At 61.2% G+C, this 16,311-nt stretch carries 16 protein-coding genes; 12 read left to right on the plus strand and 4 right to left on the minus strand.

What is annotated here, in order from left to right; all coding sequences use genetic code 11:
• Nucleotides 1–207 precede the first annotated feature (207 nt).
• The 4 genes from HDE79_RS07410 to HDE79_RS07425 all read left to right on the plus strand — a co-directional run bounded on the left by HDE79_RS07410 (nt 208) and on the right by HDE79_RS07425 (nt 4,410).
• Nucleotides 208–669, plus strand: coding sequence for a peroxiredoxin (locus HDE79_RS07410; protein WP_184601309.1), 462 nt, complete (start codon nt 208–210; stop codon nt 667–669).
• A 130-nt stretch (nt 670–799) separates the two neighbouring features.
• A complete protein-coding gene (locus HDE79_RS07415; RefSeq protein ID WP_184601310.1) occupies nt 800–2,179 on the plus strand; it encodes a PhoH family protein in 1,380 nt (459 codons plus the stop codon).
• A 503-nt stretch (nt 2,180–2,682) separates the two neighbouring features.
• A complete protein-coding gene (locus tag HDE79_RS07420) occupies nt 2,683–3,186 on the plus strand; it encodes a GNAT family N-acetyltransferase (protein ID WP_184601624.1) in 504 nt (167 codons plus the stop codon).
• Between the two features lie 288 nt (nt 3,187–3,474).
• On the plus strand, nt 3,475–4,410 hold the full coding sequence (locus tag HDE79_RS07425) for an aspartyl/asparaginyl beta-hydroxylase domain-containing protein (protein ID WP_343205938.1): 936 nt from the start codon (nt 3,475–3,477) through the stop codon (nt 4,408–4,410).
• Nucleotides 4,411–4,500: 90 nt separating this feature from the next.
• Here the strand turns inward: HDE79_RS07425 and HDE79_RS07430 are convergent, their stop codons facing one another.
• The 3 genes from HDE79_RS07430 to grxC form a co-directional block, all read right to left on the minus strand.
• The gene (locus HDE79_RS07430) at nt 4,501–5,514 is read right to left on the minus strand and encodes an isocitrate dehydrogenase (RefSeq protein WP_184601312.1); all 1,014 of its coding nucleotides are present in this window, start codon (nt 5,512–5,514) and stop codon (nt 4,501–4,503) included.
• A gap of 275 nt (nt 5,515–5,789) precedes the next feature.
• Entirely contained in the window at nt 5,790–6,176 is a 387-nt protein-coding gene (locus tag HDE79_RS07435) for a carboxymuconolactone decarboxylase family protein (RefSeq protein WP_184601313.1), read from the minus strand.
• Nucleotides 6,173–6,436, minus strand: a complete 264-nt coding sequence (grxC, locus tag HDE79_RS07440) for a glutaredoxin 3 (RefSeq protein WP_184601314.1) — start codon at nt 6,434–6,436, stop codon at nt 6,173–6,175. The genes HDE79_RS07435 and grxC overlap by 4 nt, the downstream gene beginning before the upstream one ends.
• A 136-nt stretch (nt 6,437–6,572) precedes the next feature.
• On the opposite strand from grxC, the gene HDE79_RS07445 reads away from it, so the two are divergent.
• The 7 genes from HDE79_RS07445 (at nt 6,573) to HDE79_RS07475 (ending at nt 15,760) form a co-directional block, all read left to right on the plus strand.
• The gene (locus HDE79_RS07445; RefSeq protein ID WP_184601315.1) at nt 6,573–8,246 is read left to right on the plus strand and encodes a M48 family metalloprotease; all 1,674 of its coding nucleotides are present in this window, start codon (nt 6,573–6,575) and stop codon (nt 8,244–8,246) included.
• A gap of 162 nt (nt 8,247–8,408) precedes the next feature.
• A complete protein-coding gene (gene phoB / locus HDE79_RS07450; RefSeq protein ID WP_184601316.1) occupies nt 8,409–9,098 on the plus strand; it encodes a phosphate regulon transcriptional regulator PhoB in 690 nt (229 codons plus the stop codon).
• A gap of 113 nt (nt 9,099–9,211) precedes the next feature.
• Nucleotides 9,212–10,483, plus strand: coding sequence for a phosphate regulon sensor histidine kinase PhoR (gene phoR, locus HDE79_RS07455; RefSeq protein WP_184601317.1), 1,272 nt, complete (start codon nt 9,212–9,214; stop codon nt 10,481–10,483).
• A gap of 56 nt (nt 10,484–10,539) precedes the next feature.
• On the plus strand, nt 10,540–12,633 hold the full coding sequence (gene ppk1, locus HDE79_RS07460) for a polyphosphate kinase 1 (RefSeq protein ID WP_184601318.1): 2,094 nt from the start codon (nt 10,540–10,542) through the stop codon (nt 12,631–12,633).
• Between the two features lie 97 nt (nt 12,634–12,730).
• A complete protein-coding gene (locus HDE79_RS07465) occupies nt 12,731–14,248 on the plus strand; it encodes a Ppx/GppA phosphatase family protein (RefSeq protein WP_184601319.1) in 1,518 nt (505 codons plus the stop codon).
• Nucleotides 14,249–14,321: 73 nt separating this feature from the next.
• Nucleotides 14,322–15,023, plus strand: a complete 702-nt coding sequence (locus HDE79_RS07470) for a peptidylprolyl isomerase (RefSeq protein WP_184601625.1) — start codon at nt 14,322–14,324, stop codon at nt 15,021–15,023.
• 8 nt (nt 15,024–15,031) lie between these two features.
• A complete protein-coding gene (locus HDE79_RS07475) occupies nt 15,032–15,760 on the plus strand; it encodes a UDP-2,3-diacylglucosamine diphosphatase (RefSeq protein ID WP_184601320.1) in 729 nt (242 codons plus the stop codon).
• Between the two features lie 30 nt (nt 15,761–15,790).
• Here the strand turns inward: HDE79_RS07475 and HDE79_RS07480 are convergent, their stop codons facing one another.
• Complete coding sequence (locus tag HDE79_RS07480; protein WP_184601321.1) at nt 15,791–16,015, minus strand: hypothetical protein; 225 nt, start codon at nt 16,013–16,015, stop codon at nt 15,791–15,793.
• Between the two features lie 92 nt (nt 16,016–16,107).
• On the opposite strand from HDE79_RS07480, the gene HDE79_RS07485 reads away from it, so the two are divergent.
• The gene (locus HDE79_RS07485) at nt 16,108–16,266 is read left to right on the plus strand and encodes a hypothetical protein (RefSeq protein WP_184601322.1); all 159 of its coding nucleotides are present in this window, start codon (nt 16,108–16,110) and stop codon (nt 16,264–16,266) included.
• The last annotated feature ends 45 nt before the right edge of the window (nt 16,267–16,311 follow it).

The following is a 16,311-nucleotide window of genomic DNA, read 5'->3' on the forward strand; positions in this document are numbered from 1 at the left end:
GTCTAGACCCGGGACTTCAGAGGGACGTTGCATTGCAGCCAGCTCATCGATTCACAAGGATTGCCATCGGCGCGCCAGTCGCCGCATCGGCGACACCGCAGCATCAAACCTCTGTAGCACGCCCCCAACCCATCGTTGTCCGCGTCTCTTACCTCATCCATCTCAAACGCATCGACCACGGTGACGCTTCACCGTGCCGGAGTCATCATGCCCGAGCTCGGCAAGAAACTTCCCCCACTGAAAGGACAGATCAGCGACGGCAGCGAGCTGAAGCTCGCCAGCCTCAAAGGTCAGTGGGTGGTGGTGTATTTTTATCCCAAGGACAGCACGCCCGGCTGTACCACTGAAGCGAAGGACTTTCGCGAACTGTATGCAAAATTTCGCAAGCGAAATGCCGAGATCATCGGTGTGTCACGCGATTCACTGAAATCCCATGCAAACTTCGTCGCAAAACAGGAGCTGCCGTTTCCGCTGGTTTCCGATGGCGACGAGGCCTGGTGCCGGGCATTCGACGTGATTCACGAAAAAGTGCTGTACGGAAAACGCCACATGGGCATCGTGCGCAGCACCTTTCTGATTGACCCCGATGGCAGGCTCCACCAGGAATGGCGCGGCGTGAAAGTCCCCGGTCACGCGCAAGCCGTGTTCGACGCCATTCCTGCCAAGTGAACTTCATGCCATCCCGCGCTTTCACAGCAACGACGTGCCAACGCCGCCACGTTGATCGCCGTGATCATCCGATGACGGCAGACTGCACGCCATCTTTGTGTCACCCACCCACCAGCGAGGACTCTTCCGCATGACCGGAAGCAAGCGCATCTACGCTCTCGACACCAACGTCCTGCTGCATGACCCGACCTCGCTGTTCCGTTTTGCGGAGCACGACGTCTTTATCCCAATGACCGTGCTGGAGGAGCTGGACGAAAAAAAGAAAGGCGCCTCGGAAGTTTCGCGCAACGGCCGTCAGGTCAGCCGTTTTCTCAACGAGCTGATCGAACGTGGCAAAAACCACAACCTGAGCGAAGGGCTGGAGCTTTCCAACCCGCAGGGCATCAACCTCAAACGAGACAATGCAGTAGGCCGGCTGTACTTCGAGCAGCGCATCAGCGCCAATCGCGGCAAGGCGGACAACCAGATCCTCGCTTCGGTGATGGACTTGCGCGATCAGCATGCGGATCGCGATGTCATTCTTGTCACCAAGGACATCAATCTCCGGATCAAGGCCAGCATCGAAGGCGTGGTCGCCGAGGACTACGAGAACGATCGCGCGCTGGACGATTTCTCGCTGCTCTACACCGGTGCGGCCGAATTGTCAGAGGACTTCTGGAATCGGCATCCCGAGGTAAAATCGTGGACCGAGCGCGGGCGCACCTTTTACAAGGTCCATCGCCATGATGACGAAGACTGGTACCCGAACCAATGCCTGTTCCTGCCCGGTGAGAACGAGGTCGAACTGCGCGTGCTGCATCTGGACGATGTCAACGCCACGCTGGTGTTGCTCGATGACCACTCGCACGCCAATCATCACGTGTGGGGTATCGGCGCACGTAACCGCGAGCAGAATTTCGCGCTCAACGCGCTGATGGATCCGGACGTCGATTTCGTCACCCTGCTCGGCAACGCCGGTACCGGCAAAACCCTGCTGGCGCTGGCCGCCGGACTGGCACAAGTGATGGATCAGCAGCGCTATCGCGAGATCATCATGACTCGCGCCACGGTCTCGGTCGGCGAGGACATCGGCTTCCTGCCCGGCACCGAGGAAGAAAAGATGACGCCATGGATGGGCGCGCTCACCGACAACCTCGAAGTGCTCGCCAATCCCGAAGACGGTGGCAGCTGGGGCCGCCAGGCGACCAACGACCTGCTCGCCTCACGCATCAAGATCCGCTCGTTGAACTTCATGCGCGGCCGAACGTTCTTGTCTCGATATCTGATCATCGACGAAGCGCAGAACCTCACGCCAAAGCAGATGAAAACCCTGATCACCCGCGCAGGTCCCGGCACCAAGATCGTCTGTCTTGGCAACGTCGAGCAAATCGACACGCCTTATCTCACCGAAACCACCTCCGGCCTCACTTATGCGGTCGATCGCTTCAAGCAGTGGGAGCATTCGGCGCACATCACCCTGCGTCGCGGCGAACGCTCGCGACTGGCGGACTTTGCGGCGGAGGCGCTCTAACCGGCTTGGTTTCCGGATCGGTGGCGAAGGTCCATCACAAGAAAAGGGAAATCATGCGCAACAAGATATTTGACGTCATCGGCATCGTAGTAAGCAGCTTGCTCGTTCTCGATTGACTGGTTGGTCCAGTTGCATCCCGGTTGTGTAAACAGCAGAACTGCTGCTTACACAACCGGTTATGCCGTCGGGCAAGGCTTCGCCCATATCCACGGGATACTGTTGTTCGTTGCCAGCATTTCTTGCCGGTTCAAGAAACCCTCCTGACCTGTCAATGTCGTCTCATCCACCAGTGCCTGTCTGCTGGCTGCTGACGCGACAAGCGTGATGCTTCACTGATTCCGCTGGCCGACGTGCTTACGCCCAACCTGTCCGAGGCCGAAGCACTGCATCGGAATGGCAGTGCTGTATGTATAACGGGCCCTGAAGCACGGCTATCGACCCAGTAGCGACCCGGCACCTGTACTTGCACACTGATGTACTTAACCTTGCCGGCCTGCTTGCTGATGCAGCACAACTCTCTCCCAGGGCATTCATCGCTCGAACTTGAAATCCGCCGCGCGCGCGTTGAAGACTGCGTGGCGCTGCGCGCGCTGCTGATCGACACCTATCGCGGCACATGGTTGCCGCAACTCAGCATCGAAGCCGCAGAGGCTTTCGAGCGCGAAGATCGTCTTGGTCAGTATGTGAACGAAGCCTGGGAGCAGTTCTGGATTGCCGCCAGAGACCAGCAAGTATGTGGCGTGGTGCATTGGCGGGACGATTTTATCGAAGCGCTGCATGTGAGCCGAACCCATCAGGGCATGGGCATCGGTTCGACGCTGCTTGAGCTGGCCGAGCAGCAGATGGCCGCGGCGGGCGTCAGCCTGTTCAGGCTGGAGACGGATACCTTCAACACGCAGAGTCTGGCTTTCTACCGCAAGCACGGCTACCAGGAAATCGACCGGTACCCGGATACCGAGTGGAACAGCGATTTCACCACCGTGTTAATGCACAAACTGCGGCGCTAGGCAGCAGCAGGCGCTCGTCCATACCGACATTTTCAGCGTAAATTCGCATGTGCGGCATCGGGCCAACGGCTTCCAACCTTGCCTGCGTCAGGTAGTTCGATCGGCATCCATCGTTCGTCTACCACCCTGCCGGCTTGCCGCGCGGACAAGCGCAGATAACCATGCGGAGTATCATGGACACGATAGAAGGCGTGGCTGGATCACCTTCTGCTCGCCTGCATCCCGCAGATACAGGCCCAACGCAACCCGAACTTGCTGGACAACATGGATTTCTTCACGCTCCGCTTGATTGTGCTGTACCTGTTGCTGGCATTCGCATTGTGCGTGCTGCTGGTGCATTTGCGTGGGCGCGTGCGGCTGCGATTCGATCGTCAGCTGGTCGATCACTCGGCGATATTCGCGCCCTATAACCTCTTGATGTACGCGTTCTCGGCGGTACCGGCGCGACCGATTCTCGATCGTCGTGGCTTTCCGCAACTCGACCTCCTGCAGGCCAACTGGCGAGTGATCCGCGACGAAGCCATGCATCTGTTCGACGAAGGTTATATCCGCGCCGCGGCGAAGAACGATGACGCCAGCTTCAACAGCTTTTTCAAACAAGGCTGGAAGCGCTTTTATCTGAAGTGGTACGGCGAGCCGCTGGCCTCGGCCGAGACGCTCTGCCCCAACACCGTCGCGCTGCTGAAGTCGATTCCGAGCGTAAAAGCCGCAATGTTTGCACTGCTGCCCCCCGGTGCAAAACTCAATCCGCATCGCGACCCGTTTGCCGGATCGCTGCGCTACCACCTGGGGCTGATCACGCCCAATTCGCCTGCCTGCCGCATCTTCGTCGATGGTCACGAGCATGCCTGGGGCGACGGCAAGGATGTGGTGTTCGATGAAACCTACGTGCATTGGGCCGAAAACGGTACCGACGAGACTCGGGTGATCCTGTTCGCCGATGTGGAACGACCGCTGCGCACGCGCTGGATGAATGCGATCAACCATCGCGTTGGCGTTTTCATGGGCAGCATTACCGCCTCACCCAACTCCGATACCGATACCGAGAAAACCGGCTTCATCAATCGCCTGTTTGCTTTCAGCAAGCGCAAAGGTGATTCATCGAACTCGTTCAAGAGTCGCTTCAAGAGCCGGCACAAGAAGATTTACAAGGGCCTCAAATACGCTGGCATCCTGGTGATGATCTGGCTGATTTTTCTGGCGCCATGGCCAATTTTTCGCTGAAAATTTCCGCCGACTGTTCGCATAGGCAATAAAAAAGCCGCGGAACCAGCCGCGGCTTTTATTTTGGACGGCCAAACGTGAACGAGTGAATCAGGCCTTGATGCGCTTGACGATCGCGTCGGCGAACGTATCCGTACTGCCCTTGCCGCCCAGATCGGGCGTGATCTGTTCGCGATCGTGTTCCACCGCGGCGCGGATCGCCGCACGCAGCTGATTGCCCTTGGCCACCATGTCGAAGTAATCGAGCATGTCGGCCGCGGCGAGCAGCAATGCACAGGGATTGGCGATACCGCGACCGGCGATATCCGGCGCCGAGCCGTGCACGGCTTCGAAGATCGCCGCGTTGGTACCGATGTTGTCGCCCGGCGCCAGACCCAGACCGCCGACCAGACCTGCACACAGGTCCGATAGGATGTCGCCGAACAGGTTGGTGGTCACGATGACGTCGAACTGGTGCGGGTTCATCACAAGCTGCATGCAGGTGTTGTCCACGATCATCTCGTTGAACTCGATCTGCGGGTATTCCTTGGCGATTTCTCGTGCCACGTTGAGGAACAACCCGGTGCTGGTCTTGAGGATGTTCGCCTTGTGCACGGCAGTGATCTTCTTGCGACCCTTGCGCACGGCCATCTCGAACGCATAACGCACGATCCGCGTGCTGCCCTTGCGGGTGTTGCGGATGATCGACTGGGCGATCTCGCCATCCTCGGACAGCGTCTGGCCTTCGGCGAGATAGGCGCCCTCGGTATTTTCGCGCACCGTGATGATGTCGATATTCTCGTAGCGCGACTTGGTACCGGGAAAGCTGATCGCCGGACGCACATTGGCGTACAGGTCGAAATGCCGGCGCAGGGTCACGTTGACCGAGGTAAAACCACCACCGATCGGCGTAGTCAGCGGGCCCTTCAACGCCACTTTGTGCTTGCCGATAACCTCCAGCGTGGACGCGGGCAGCAGGTCACCGTGCTTTTCCAGCGCAACCATGCCCGCATCGACAAAGTCGTAAGTCAGATCGCAGTCGAGCGCATCGAGCACACGCAGCGTGGCTGTCATGATCTCCGGGCCAATGCCATCACCGGCGATCACAGCAATCGTCTTGCTCATGGGAAACTCCTTGAACGGGGAATCGAGCAGCGCACGCAGGGGGAGGAAGAACGGGGGCGCGCGCTGAAAACCGATCAATTATCGCCGATGTGGCGCGATGCGGCCAGTGCAAGGGGGCTGCTGGGCGCTGAAAATACTTGCACGGAGCGTTGCGGAAAGCTGCACGGGTCAACCATGCGGCGAGCATGAATACCCGAGAATGCGGGAATTCTCCGGTGAATTCGCTTCATCGGGCGTGCCTGAAACCATCGCGGTCAACGACCTTCCCACATTGATTACTTGGTGGCGTGATCCGCGCAACCAGCCGCACCACTGGCCGTACCTGCCTCAAGCTTGTCCAGCAGATCCACGCCACGACGCAAGTGCGGAATCACGATCGAGCCGCCGACCACCAGGCCTACGCTGAACACTTCGAAAAACTCGTTGCGCTGCACACCGGCTTCCTTGCACTGGGCGATGTGGTAGCTGATGCAGTCGTCGCAACGAAGCACCATCGATGCCACCAGACCGAGCATTTCCTTGGTCTTCACATCCAGTGCGCCCGCCTTGTAGGTCTGCGTGTCGAGCGCGAAAAACCGCCGCACCACCTGGTTATCTTCGGCGAGGATGCGGTCATTCATGCGCTGACGAAATTCGGTGAACTCAGCGAAGCTGTCGCTCATGCCGACAACTCCAGCAGCTGGGCCAGCTTGCCGCTGCGATCGGCAGCGACCAGATCATCGAATCCGCCTACGTGTTGATCATTGACGAAAATCTGCGGCACCGTGCGTCGACCACCGCTGCGCGTCAGCATCGCATCACGCTGCACCGGATCGGTATCGATGCGCACTTCGGTCCACTCCAGCCCCTTTGCCTTGAGCAGATTCTTGGCGGATACGCAGTACGGGCAAACGGCGGTGGAATAGACCTCGATCTTGGACATGACAGCACTCCGAACTTAATTTGAACTTAAATTGACGATGGTCCGTGAATTGGGGGCAGACAGTGCCGAGCTCAAGCACGCACGGCAGCAGAACCGCTGCAATCCAGCGCGGTCACAGTGGTATTGTCGCTTACCTATGATCATGGCACCACGACGACTTGCACCACGCCTGCTGACGGCCTTGATGACCGCCACGCTGGCATGCGCTGCAGGCGCGCAGCAAGAGGACCGCCTGCCCGACCTTGGCAGCTCGGCCAACGCGCTGATCTCGCCACAGGAGGCGCAGGATTACGGTGCTGCGATGCTGCACCAGATGCGTGCGCTGGATCTGGTGGTAGACGATCCGCTGCTGGATGACTACATCAACGACCTCGGCTTCCGGCTGGCCGCCAACAGTGACAAGCCGAAAAACCACTTCGCGTTTTTCGTGGTGAAGGATCCGGAGATCAACGCCTTCGCCGCACCGGGTGGCTACATCGCGGTGAACTCCGGTCTGATCATCATCACCCGCAATGAAAGTGAGCTGGCCGGCGTGATCGCGCATGAGATCGGCCATATCACGCAAAACCATCTGGAACGGGCCTTCGAGGACTCCAAGAAGGATGCGCCGCTGATGGCTCTGGTGCTGCTCGGCGCCATCGCTGCCGGCGCTGGCGGTCACGCCGGCGACGCACCGATTGCCGTGCTAGCCGGCGGCCAGAGCCTGATCGCGCAGAAGTCGATCAATTTCACCCGTCACGACGAGATCGAGGCCGATCGCGTCGGCATCCAGACGCTGGCAAGGGCTGGCTTCGACCCAAACGCCATGGCCAGTTTCTTCGAGCGTCTGGAGGAAGTCACCAGCGCCGATGCTGGCGGCATCCAGACACCATCGCTGCTGCAAAGCCATCCAGTGACCACCGAGCGCATCAGCGATGCCAAGTCGCGCGCCGGTGCGCTGGTGGCCGCACAGAAGCTGCGCCCCGCACCAACCAGCATGAACAAGAGCCAGTGGGAGAAAATCACCGCGCCGATGTCATTCGTCAAGGATCCGTCCGTGCTTACCGCCGCGGCGACAACACCCGGTCAGCCGGATACCTATTCGCTGATGCGCGAACGGGCACGCGTGCTGGCCGACGACGCACCCAAGCAGGTGATTTACTACGCCTCCAACCTGAAAGATCAGTATGGCTTCGACACACCCGCAACACGGTACGGTTATGCGCTGGCGCTGACTCGTAGCGGTCGCGGCACACAGGCGATCGAACAACTGCAACCGCTGCTGCAGGCACACAGCGACAATCTGATTCTCAAACTGGCCATGGCCGATGCGCGCCTGCAGGCCGGTCAGCGCGCCGCCGCGCTGGCCATGTATGACGAACTCACGACACAGTCGCCGCGGAATCGTGCTGTGGCGCTGGCCTACGCCGACGCACTCGTGGCGAAAGGCGACAAGGCACAGGCCACCCAGGCGGCGAATCTGCTGCGGCCGCTGCTGGACAACGCCGACGAGCCGGAAATCTACAGTGCCTATGCCCGCGCCAGTGAAAAAGCCGGTGACAGCGTGCGCGCCCAGGAAGCCTTCGCCGATGCCAGCTATTACTCCGGCCGCCCGTTCGACGCGATGGAACAGCTGAAGCGGATGCTCAAGCGTACTGACCTCGACTACTACGCGCGAGTGCGCATCCAGGCACGCATCACCGAACTGACGCCACTGGTGATGGAACTGCACAAGCGCCGGATCAGCACCGACGACAATCCCGACGGGCGGCAGCAGCCCGGCCAGCAGAATCAACTGTGCGGCGAACGCCTGTGTTTCGGCGCCGGCTAGCCATGCGCGATCCCGTGCGCCGATTCACTTAGCAATGCAGCGTTTGAACGTGCTTCGTGACAATCCGCGGCCATTGGACTAGAAATGACCTGACCCATGTCATCGAGACGTAACATTGATGGGTTGCAATACTTCCGTCATAAGCCACCGGCAGACCACCGCGTGCACAAGCGCATTTTGATCGTTGAAGACGAAGTCTCGATCCGCGAGATGATCGCGTTCGCCCTGCGCAAAGCCGGCATGGACGCGATGCAGGCCGCCGATGCCCGCGCCGCCCAGTTGGCGATTGCCGAGCAGGTGCCCGACTTGATCCTGCTCGACTGGATGCTACCCGGCACGAGCGGCCTGGAGCTTGCCCGGCGCATGCGCAAGGAAGAACTCAGCCGCGAGATCCCGATCATCATGCTCACCGCCCGCGGTGAGGAGATGGATCGCGTCAACGGCCTGGAAGCCGGCGTCGACGATTATGTCGTCAAGCCCTTCTCCACCCGCGAACTGATCGCACGCATCAAGGCCGTGCTTCGGCGCAGCCAGGGTGACGACGGCTCGGGTATGGTGGAACTGGGTGGCCTGCGCATCGACGGCCCTGCCCATCGTGTGTTTGCCGGCGAAGACGCGGTGCCGATCGGCCCGACCGAATACCGCCTGCTGTACTTTTTCATGACGCATCCCGAGCGCGTCTATTCGCGTACGCAGCTGCTCGATCATGTCTGGGGCGGCAGCGTCTACGTGGAAGAGCGCACTGTCGACGTGCATATCCGCCGCCTGCGCAAGACGCTGGAACCATGGAAGCTCGACGAGATGGTGCAAACCGTGCGCGGCACCGGCTATCGGTTTTCAATCAGCGCCTGAAACCATCCATGCCTGATCCGGTCGCATTTGAATTGCGCGCCGGGCTTGCAGCGGCGCAAGCTTTTGCCGATGCTGGCGACCCAGCCTCCAACGCTCGCCAGCATCCCGCCTGAATGGCACAGTCCGCGACAATATCTTTCTGGAAATTATCGATAGCGCTCGCGGCTGCCTTGCTCGCGGGTGCTTTGCTTGGTTGGTTTGCCGGCGGACACGTGGCATCCGGCGTGGCGCTTGTCGCGCTTTTCGAAGTCGTCTTGCTGCTGACTCGAATCCGTCATCAAACGCAGCCCATGATGCCCGCACCCGCTGGCGTCAGCCCTCTACAGCATGACCGTTTCATGACACGTTCCCGTCGTATCGCCTCCAGCCTGCGTGATTTGCGCAACGCCGCCAGTCATCTACCCGATGCGGTGGTGCTGCTCGATCAGCAACAGCAGGTTCGCTGGTTCAACCACGCCGCCGAGAATCTACTCGGCCTGCGTCGGCCGCGCGACCGCGGTGTATTGCTGCATCAGCGGCTGGCAACATCGGACCTCTCCGGCTGGCTGCAGGATGGCGCGCTGGAGCCGATCAATGATGTGATGGCCCCTGGACATCCCGAGAGCCAGCTCAACGTCAGCATGTTGCCGTTCGGTCGCCGCCAACACTTGTTGCTGGCACGCGACATCAGCCACCTGAACCGACTCGAGCAGATTCGCCGCGACTTCGTCGCCAACGTCTCGCACGAACTGCGCACGCCGCTGACGGTGATTCACGGTTACCTCGAACTGATCGACCCGGAAGACGTGCCCGAACTGGCGCCCGTGCTGGGCGAAATGCGCGCGCAATCCAAGCGAATGGGGCAGATCGTCGAAGATCTGCTCACCCTGTCGCGACTGGAAACCCAACATCAGGTCGCTGACGAACGTGTGCCGATGGCATCGCTGCTGGCCACCGTGCGCAAGGAGGCCGAGGCGCTGAGCCAGGGTCGCCATCAGATCACCCTGGAGTCGACTGCGGAAGCGGATCTACTCGGTTCGCCGAAAGATCTGCACAGCGCGCTGTCGAACCTGGTCAGCAACGCCGTGCGCTACACACCGATCGGTGGCAGCATCACCATTCGCTGGCGGCGCACGCCGGAGGGCGCGGCATATTCGGTAAGCGACACCGGTTTCGGCATTCCGACTACGCACCTGGCGCGGCTCACTGAGCGCTTCTACCGCATTTCATCGAGCCGTTCGCGCGACAGCGGCGGCACCGGCCTGGGACTATCGATTGTCAAACACGTACTGAACCTGCATCAGGCGCAGTTGCAGATCGAGAGCATGCCGGGCATCGGGTCCACCTTTGCCTGTCATTTCGGCCATGCGCGCCTGCTGACCGCTGGCGGCAGCGACGAGAACTGAACACCCCGCCATTTCGTTGTCTGTATTTGACCACCGGCATGGGCGAGAATGACGCCATGCCACGTCCTTCTCCCGACTCGCCGCCTCCGATCGATCTCAGCGCACCGCATCTGTATCTCAGCAGCGAGCTGGCCACGCTGGAATTCAACTTCCGCGTGCTGGCAATGGCGCGCGATGCCGGTGTGCCGATCCTCGAACGGCTGCGCTACCTCAGCATCGTGGCGAACAATCTCGATGAATTCTTCGAGGTGCGCGTGGCGATGCTCAAACATCACCATGCCTATGGCACGTCTGCGCCCGGGCCGGACGGCATCACGTCGGGCGAGCTGCTCACGCGCATCCGCCGTCGTGCGCTGGATCTGGTCACCGAGCAGTTTGCCACTTGGCAGGATCATCTCGTTCCGCAGCTGGATGCAGAGAACGTGCATGTGCTCACCCGCAAACAGTGGACGCCGAAACAGCGGCGCTGGCTGCAAGGGTATTTCGAGCACGAGGTGCTGCCGGTGCTATCGCCGCTGGGGCTGGATCCGTCGCATCCGTTTCCGCGCATCCTGAACAAGACGCTCAACATCGCCGTGGTATTGAAGGGTCGCGACGCGTTTGGCCATGAAGGACACATGGCGCTGGTGCGGGCACCCCGCTCTCTGCCACGCATTATCCGCGTGCCCGACGAAGTCAGTGGCGAAGGCAGTCATTTCGTATTTCTGGCCGAGTTGCTGCAGGCGTTTACCGACCTGATGTTTCCCGGCTTCAAGGTGGTCGGCTCATATCAGTTCCGGGTCACCCGCAACAGTGAGCTGATCGTCGAAGAGGCCGAGGTCGAGAATCTGGCTCACGCGTTGAGCGAAGAGCTGATCGGCCGCGGCTACGCGCGTCCGGTGCGGCTGGAAATCGCCAACGATTGCCCGAAGGCGATCACCGCGATGCTGACGCGCAACTTCGAGCTGGAAGACACCGACGTGTATCGCTGCGACGGCCCGGTCAACATCATTCGTGCTCAGCTGATCTACGACCTGCTCGATCGTCCCGAGCTGAAATTTCCGCGTTTCAATCCGCAGCTGCCGGCGGCACTGGATGGCGCAAAGAACAAGTTCGACCTGATCAGCCAGCGTGACGTGCTACTGCACCACCCTTACCAGAACTTCGCCGCCGTGATCGACCTGTTGCGCCAGGCCAGCGTCGATCCCCAGGTGCTGGCGATCAAGCAGACGCTCTACCGAGCCGGTGAGGACACGCCGCTGGTCGGCCTGCTGGTGGAAGCGGCGCGCAACGGCAAGGACGTGACCGTGGTGATCGAGCTGCGCGCGCGTTTTGACGAAGCCGCCAACATCCAGCTCGCCGTGCGGCTGCAGGAGGCCGGCGTGCAGGTGGTCTATGGCGTGGTGGGCTACAAGACGCACGCCAAGATGATGCTGATCGTGCGGCGCGAGGGCAACGGGCTGCGCCGCTACGCGCACCTGTCCACCGGCAACTATCACCAGATCAACAGTCGTACCTACACCGACATCGGCCTGATGACCGCCAACCCCGAGATCGGCGAGGACCTGCACAAGATCTTCCAGCAGCTGTCGGGACTCGGACCGATGATCAAGCTCAACTGTCTGCTGCATTCGCCATTCACGTTGTACACCGGTCTGGTCGCGAAGATCGAACGCGAGACGGCGCATGCCAAGGCGGGACGCCCGGCGCGCATCGTCGCCAAGCTCAATGCGATGAACGAATCGCATGTGATCGAAGCGCTGTACCGCGCGTCGCAGGCCGGTGTGGAGATCGATCTGATCGTGCGCGGCGCCTGCACGCTGCGGCCCGGGTTACCGGGTATTTCAGAGCGTATTCGCGTGCGTTCGATCATCGGGCGCTTTCTCGAACACAGCCGCGTGTACTGGTTTTCCAATGACGGGGAACCGGAACTGTATTGCGCCAGCGCCGACTGGATGGCGCGCAACCTGATGCGCCGCATCGAAGTGGCGTTTCCGATTCTCGATGCAGAATTGTCCGCACGCGTGTTCGAGGAAACGCTGGCCAGCAGCCTGGCCGACAACACGCAGGCGTGGCTGCTCGACAGCAAAGGCGTCTACACACGTGCCGAGCCTGGCGAAAACCCGCCATACAGCGCGCAGCAGAGCCTGCTCGAGCGGTACTGTCCGTGAGGTTTCTCTCTTGCACAGAACATCATTCCGCGGTGCGTGACGTCAGCCTCACTCGTGCGTGCGAGAATCGGACTTCATTCGATCAGGGAGGCTTGACGTGAGTCCAGCCGATTCGACACCGATCCAGGATGGCGAACTGATCGCCGCCGTAGACATGGGCTCCAACAGCTTCCACATGGTGGTGGCACGGATGGAGCACGGCGAGCCGCGCGTGATCGACCGGCTGCGCGATAGCGTGCGGATGGCTGCCGGTCTGCGTGCTGACGGTACGCTGGACGCCGAGCGTCGCGCCCGTGCCATGAATTGCCTCGCCCGTTTCGGCCAGCGCATTGCCGGCCTGCCGTCATTGCGCGTGCGCGCGGTGGCCACCAACACAGTGCGCCGACTCGCTTCGCCACAGACGTTTCTGACCGCTGCGGAGAGCGCGTTGGGCCATCCGATCGAAGTGGTCTCCGGCCGCGAAGAAGGCCGGCTGATCTTTCTCGGCGCGGCACACGACCTGCCTGCCTCGCGCGAGCCGCGATTGGTCATCGATGTCGGCGGCGGCAGCACCGAGTTCATCATCGGTCGCGGACTGGCACCACTGCATACCGAAAGCATCCAGGCCGGCTGTATCGCCTCGACGCTGCGCTTTTTCCCTGGCGGCAAGCTCACCCGCAAGCGCTGGCAGCGTGCGCGCAGCGAAATCGGCGTGCTGCTGCAGCAGTTCGACGAGGACTACCGCGAATCGGGCTGGCAGGATGCGTACGGCTCCTCCGGCACGGCCAAATCGATTGGCGCGGTGGTACAGGCGATGAAGTTTTCCGACGACGGCATCACGCCCTCGTCACTGGCCTCGCTACGCGACGCGATACTCGACCAGGGCCAGATCAGCCTGCTCAAGCTGCCTGGCTTGATCGAGGAGCGCGCTGCGGTGATCGCCGGTGGCGTGGTGATTTTCGAGGCTGCCTTTGCAGCACTGGGCATCGAGCGGCTGCGTGTGTGCGAAAGCTCGATGCGCGAAGGGCTGATGTGGGATCTGATCGGCCGCGCCGGCGGCAGCGATCCGCGCACCGCCAGCATCGACGCGCTGGCTGCCCGCTATGGCGTGGATCGCGCCCAGGCAAGGCGCGTGGAATCCACCGCGCTGATGCTGTTCGATCAGGTCGCCAAACCGTGGAAACTCGATGCCGATGCGCGTGAGTGGCTATCGTGGGCTGCGCGCGTGCACGAGATTGGTCTAGCCATCGCGCACAGCCAGCATCACCATCATGGCGCCTACATCCTGCGCCACGCCGACCTCGCCGGGTTTTCGCGACAGGAGCAGCAACTGCTCGCCGCGGTGGTCGAAATGCATCGGCGCAAGCCGGACAAGGCGCTGATCGCCACCCTGCCGCTGCGCTATCGGGCGCTCGCGCGCTACACCACGGCGCTACTGCGCCTGGCTGTGCTGTTTCGCCGGGCACGCCGCGCCGAATCGCTGCCACAGATGCGGTTGGCAGCTACCAGTCAGAAACTGCGCCTGACCCTGCCGCTGGCCTGGTTCGATCAGCATCCGCTCAGCGAATCCGACCTGCAGCAGGAGCAGTCACCGATGGTTGAGCTGGGACTGAAGCTGGACCTGTCAAGCAGTTGAACCCTGCGGCTTTCATGAACCATGCCGGTGGTGTGCGCGTATCATGTGCGCACGCCAAAACCGCCTGATGCCCATGCTCAAATCACTGCTTACCACCCTCCTGCTGCTCGCACCACTAACGCTGGTACCACTGATGCTGACAGCACAAACCGCCAAGCCAGCGCCCGCAACGGCTGCCGCGGTAGCGTCGGCGGAGGTCGTGCTGCATACCTCGCAGGGCGACATCACCGTATCGCTCTACGGCGACAAAGCGCCCAAGAGCGTGGCCAATTTCCTGCAATACGTGCGTGACGGCTTCTACGACGGCACCGTGATGCATCGGGCAATCCCTGGCTATCTGGTGCAAGGCGGCCTGTATACGCGCGACCTGCAGCCAAAACGCACACGTCCGGCAATCGCGAGTGAGGCGGACAACGGCCTTTCCAATCTGCGCGGCACCCTGGTGGTCGCGCGCGGCGCGGACCCCAATTCCGGCACATCGCAATTCTTCTTCAACCTGGTCGACAACCGCCGATTGGACTTCACCGGCAACCAGAGCGGCCTGACCTGGGGCTATACCGTGTTCGGCAAAGTCACCAGGGGCATGGACGTGGTCGACAAGATCGCCGCGCTGCCAACGCGGGGACTCGGACCATTCGCCGCCGACGTGCCCAATCCGCTGGTGGTGATTACCAGCGCCCGCGTTGTGGGTGAGGATGCGCCGGCAGATGCCTCCAGCACCGCTGCACCCGCCACCGCCAAGCCGGCCAAGAAATCCGCCAAGCATCAGGGCTGATTATCACGATGGCCACCCTGTTCATCGCCGATCTGCACCTGGATCCATCCCGCCCACAGATCACCGCACTGTTCGAGAACTATCTGGCCAGCGACGAAGTGCGTCATGCCGACGCGCTTTACATCCTCGGCGATCTGGTTGAGGCGTGGATCGGTGACGATGACGATGCCGAGCTGCCGCAACGCATTGCAACAGCGATCCGCGCTGTGCGCGATGCTGGCGTGCCGGTGTATTTCATGGTCGGCAACCGCGACTTTCTGCTGGGTGAAACGTTCGCACAACGCGCCGGCCTGACCCTGCTCGAGGATGGCACCGTGCACGAAATCCAGGGTCGCCCCACCCTGCTGATGCACGGCGACGTACTTTGCACCGATGACGTCGCCTACCAGAACGTACGTCGGCAGGTGCGCACGCCGCAGTGGAAAGCACAGATCCTGTCCATGCCACTCGAAGCCCGCAGGGCGTTTGCCGCCAAGGCTCGAGAAGATAGCCGCGCCCACACCGGCGCCACGCAGGAAAGCATCATGGACGTCAACGCCGATGCCGTGCAGCTAGCCCTGCGCGATGCCGGCGTCAGCCGACTGATCCACGGTCACACCCATCGCCCCGCCGTGCATTCGCTCGAACTAAATGGGGAAGCCGCCGAACGCATCGTGCTCGGCGACTGGTACGAGCATGGCTCAGTGCTCAAGGTGACACCCGATGGCGTCGAACTGCACGGTCTCGCCGTCGCCTGATCGTTGCCGCGAGTCCGACAGCGGCATGTTTTAGGGCTCTAGCCGTCCGCCTGTCTGTCGAACGGCAATCCAGCCGACGGATGCAGCATCATGAAAAATCACACCATCCTGCGCTGGTGCGCATGCGTATTGCTTGCCATCGCGCTGCTGTTCGCCGTCGGCCTCTGGTGTACTGGTTGATCCATCCCGCGCAGCACTCGGTGGGCTCACCACCAGCTGACCTGCCTGCACGATCGGTGAGTTTTCATAGCGCATCCGGGTCACTCATCTACGACTGATTCGCGGCAGGTGAACCTGGTCGAGGTGCAGTGCTGCTCCTGCACTGCGTAAGGACAAACCCTCTCAGCATGCTCGACTCCGCCTGCTTTCGGCACGCCGCTGGACATGCCGTGTTGTTGATCAATTTCCTGGCATCCGTTGAAAGCCCCGGTGACACGATCAGCTTTGGTTATCGCGAAGCGCATGACGTGTATGCACGGCTGCAACAGCCACTGACCGCTCCATAACGCAGCCCAACCGCCTGTAAAGAACGTTTCGTTATGTGAGTATTC

The organism is Rhodanobacter sp. MP1X3 (assembly GCF_014207165.1).
Classification (GTDB): Bacteria; Pseudomonadota; Gammaproteobacteria; order Xanthomonadales; family Rhodanobacteraceae; genus Rhodanobacter.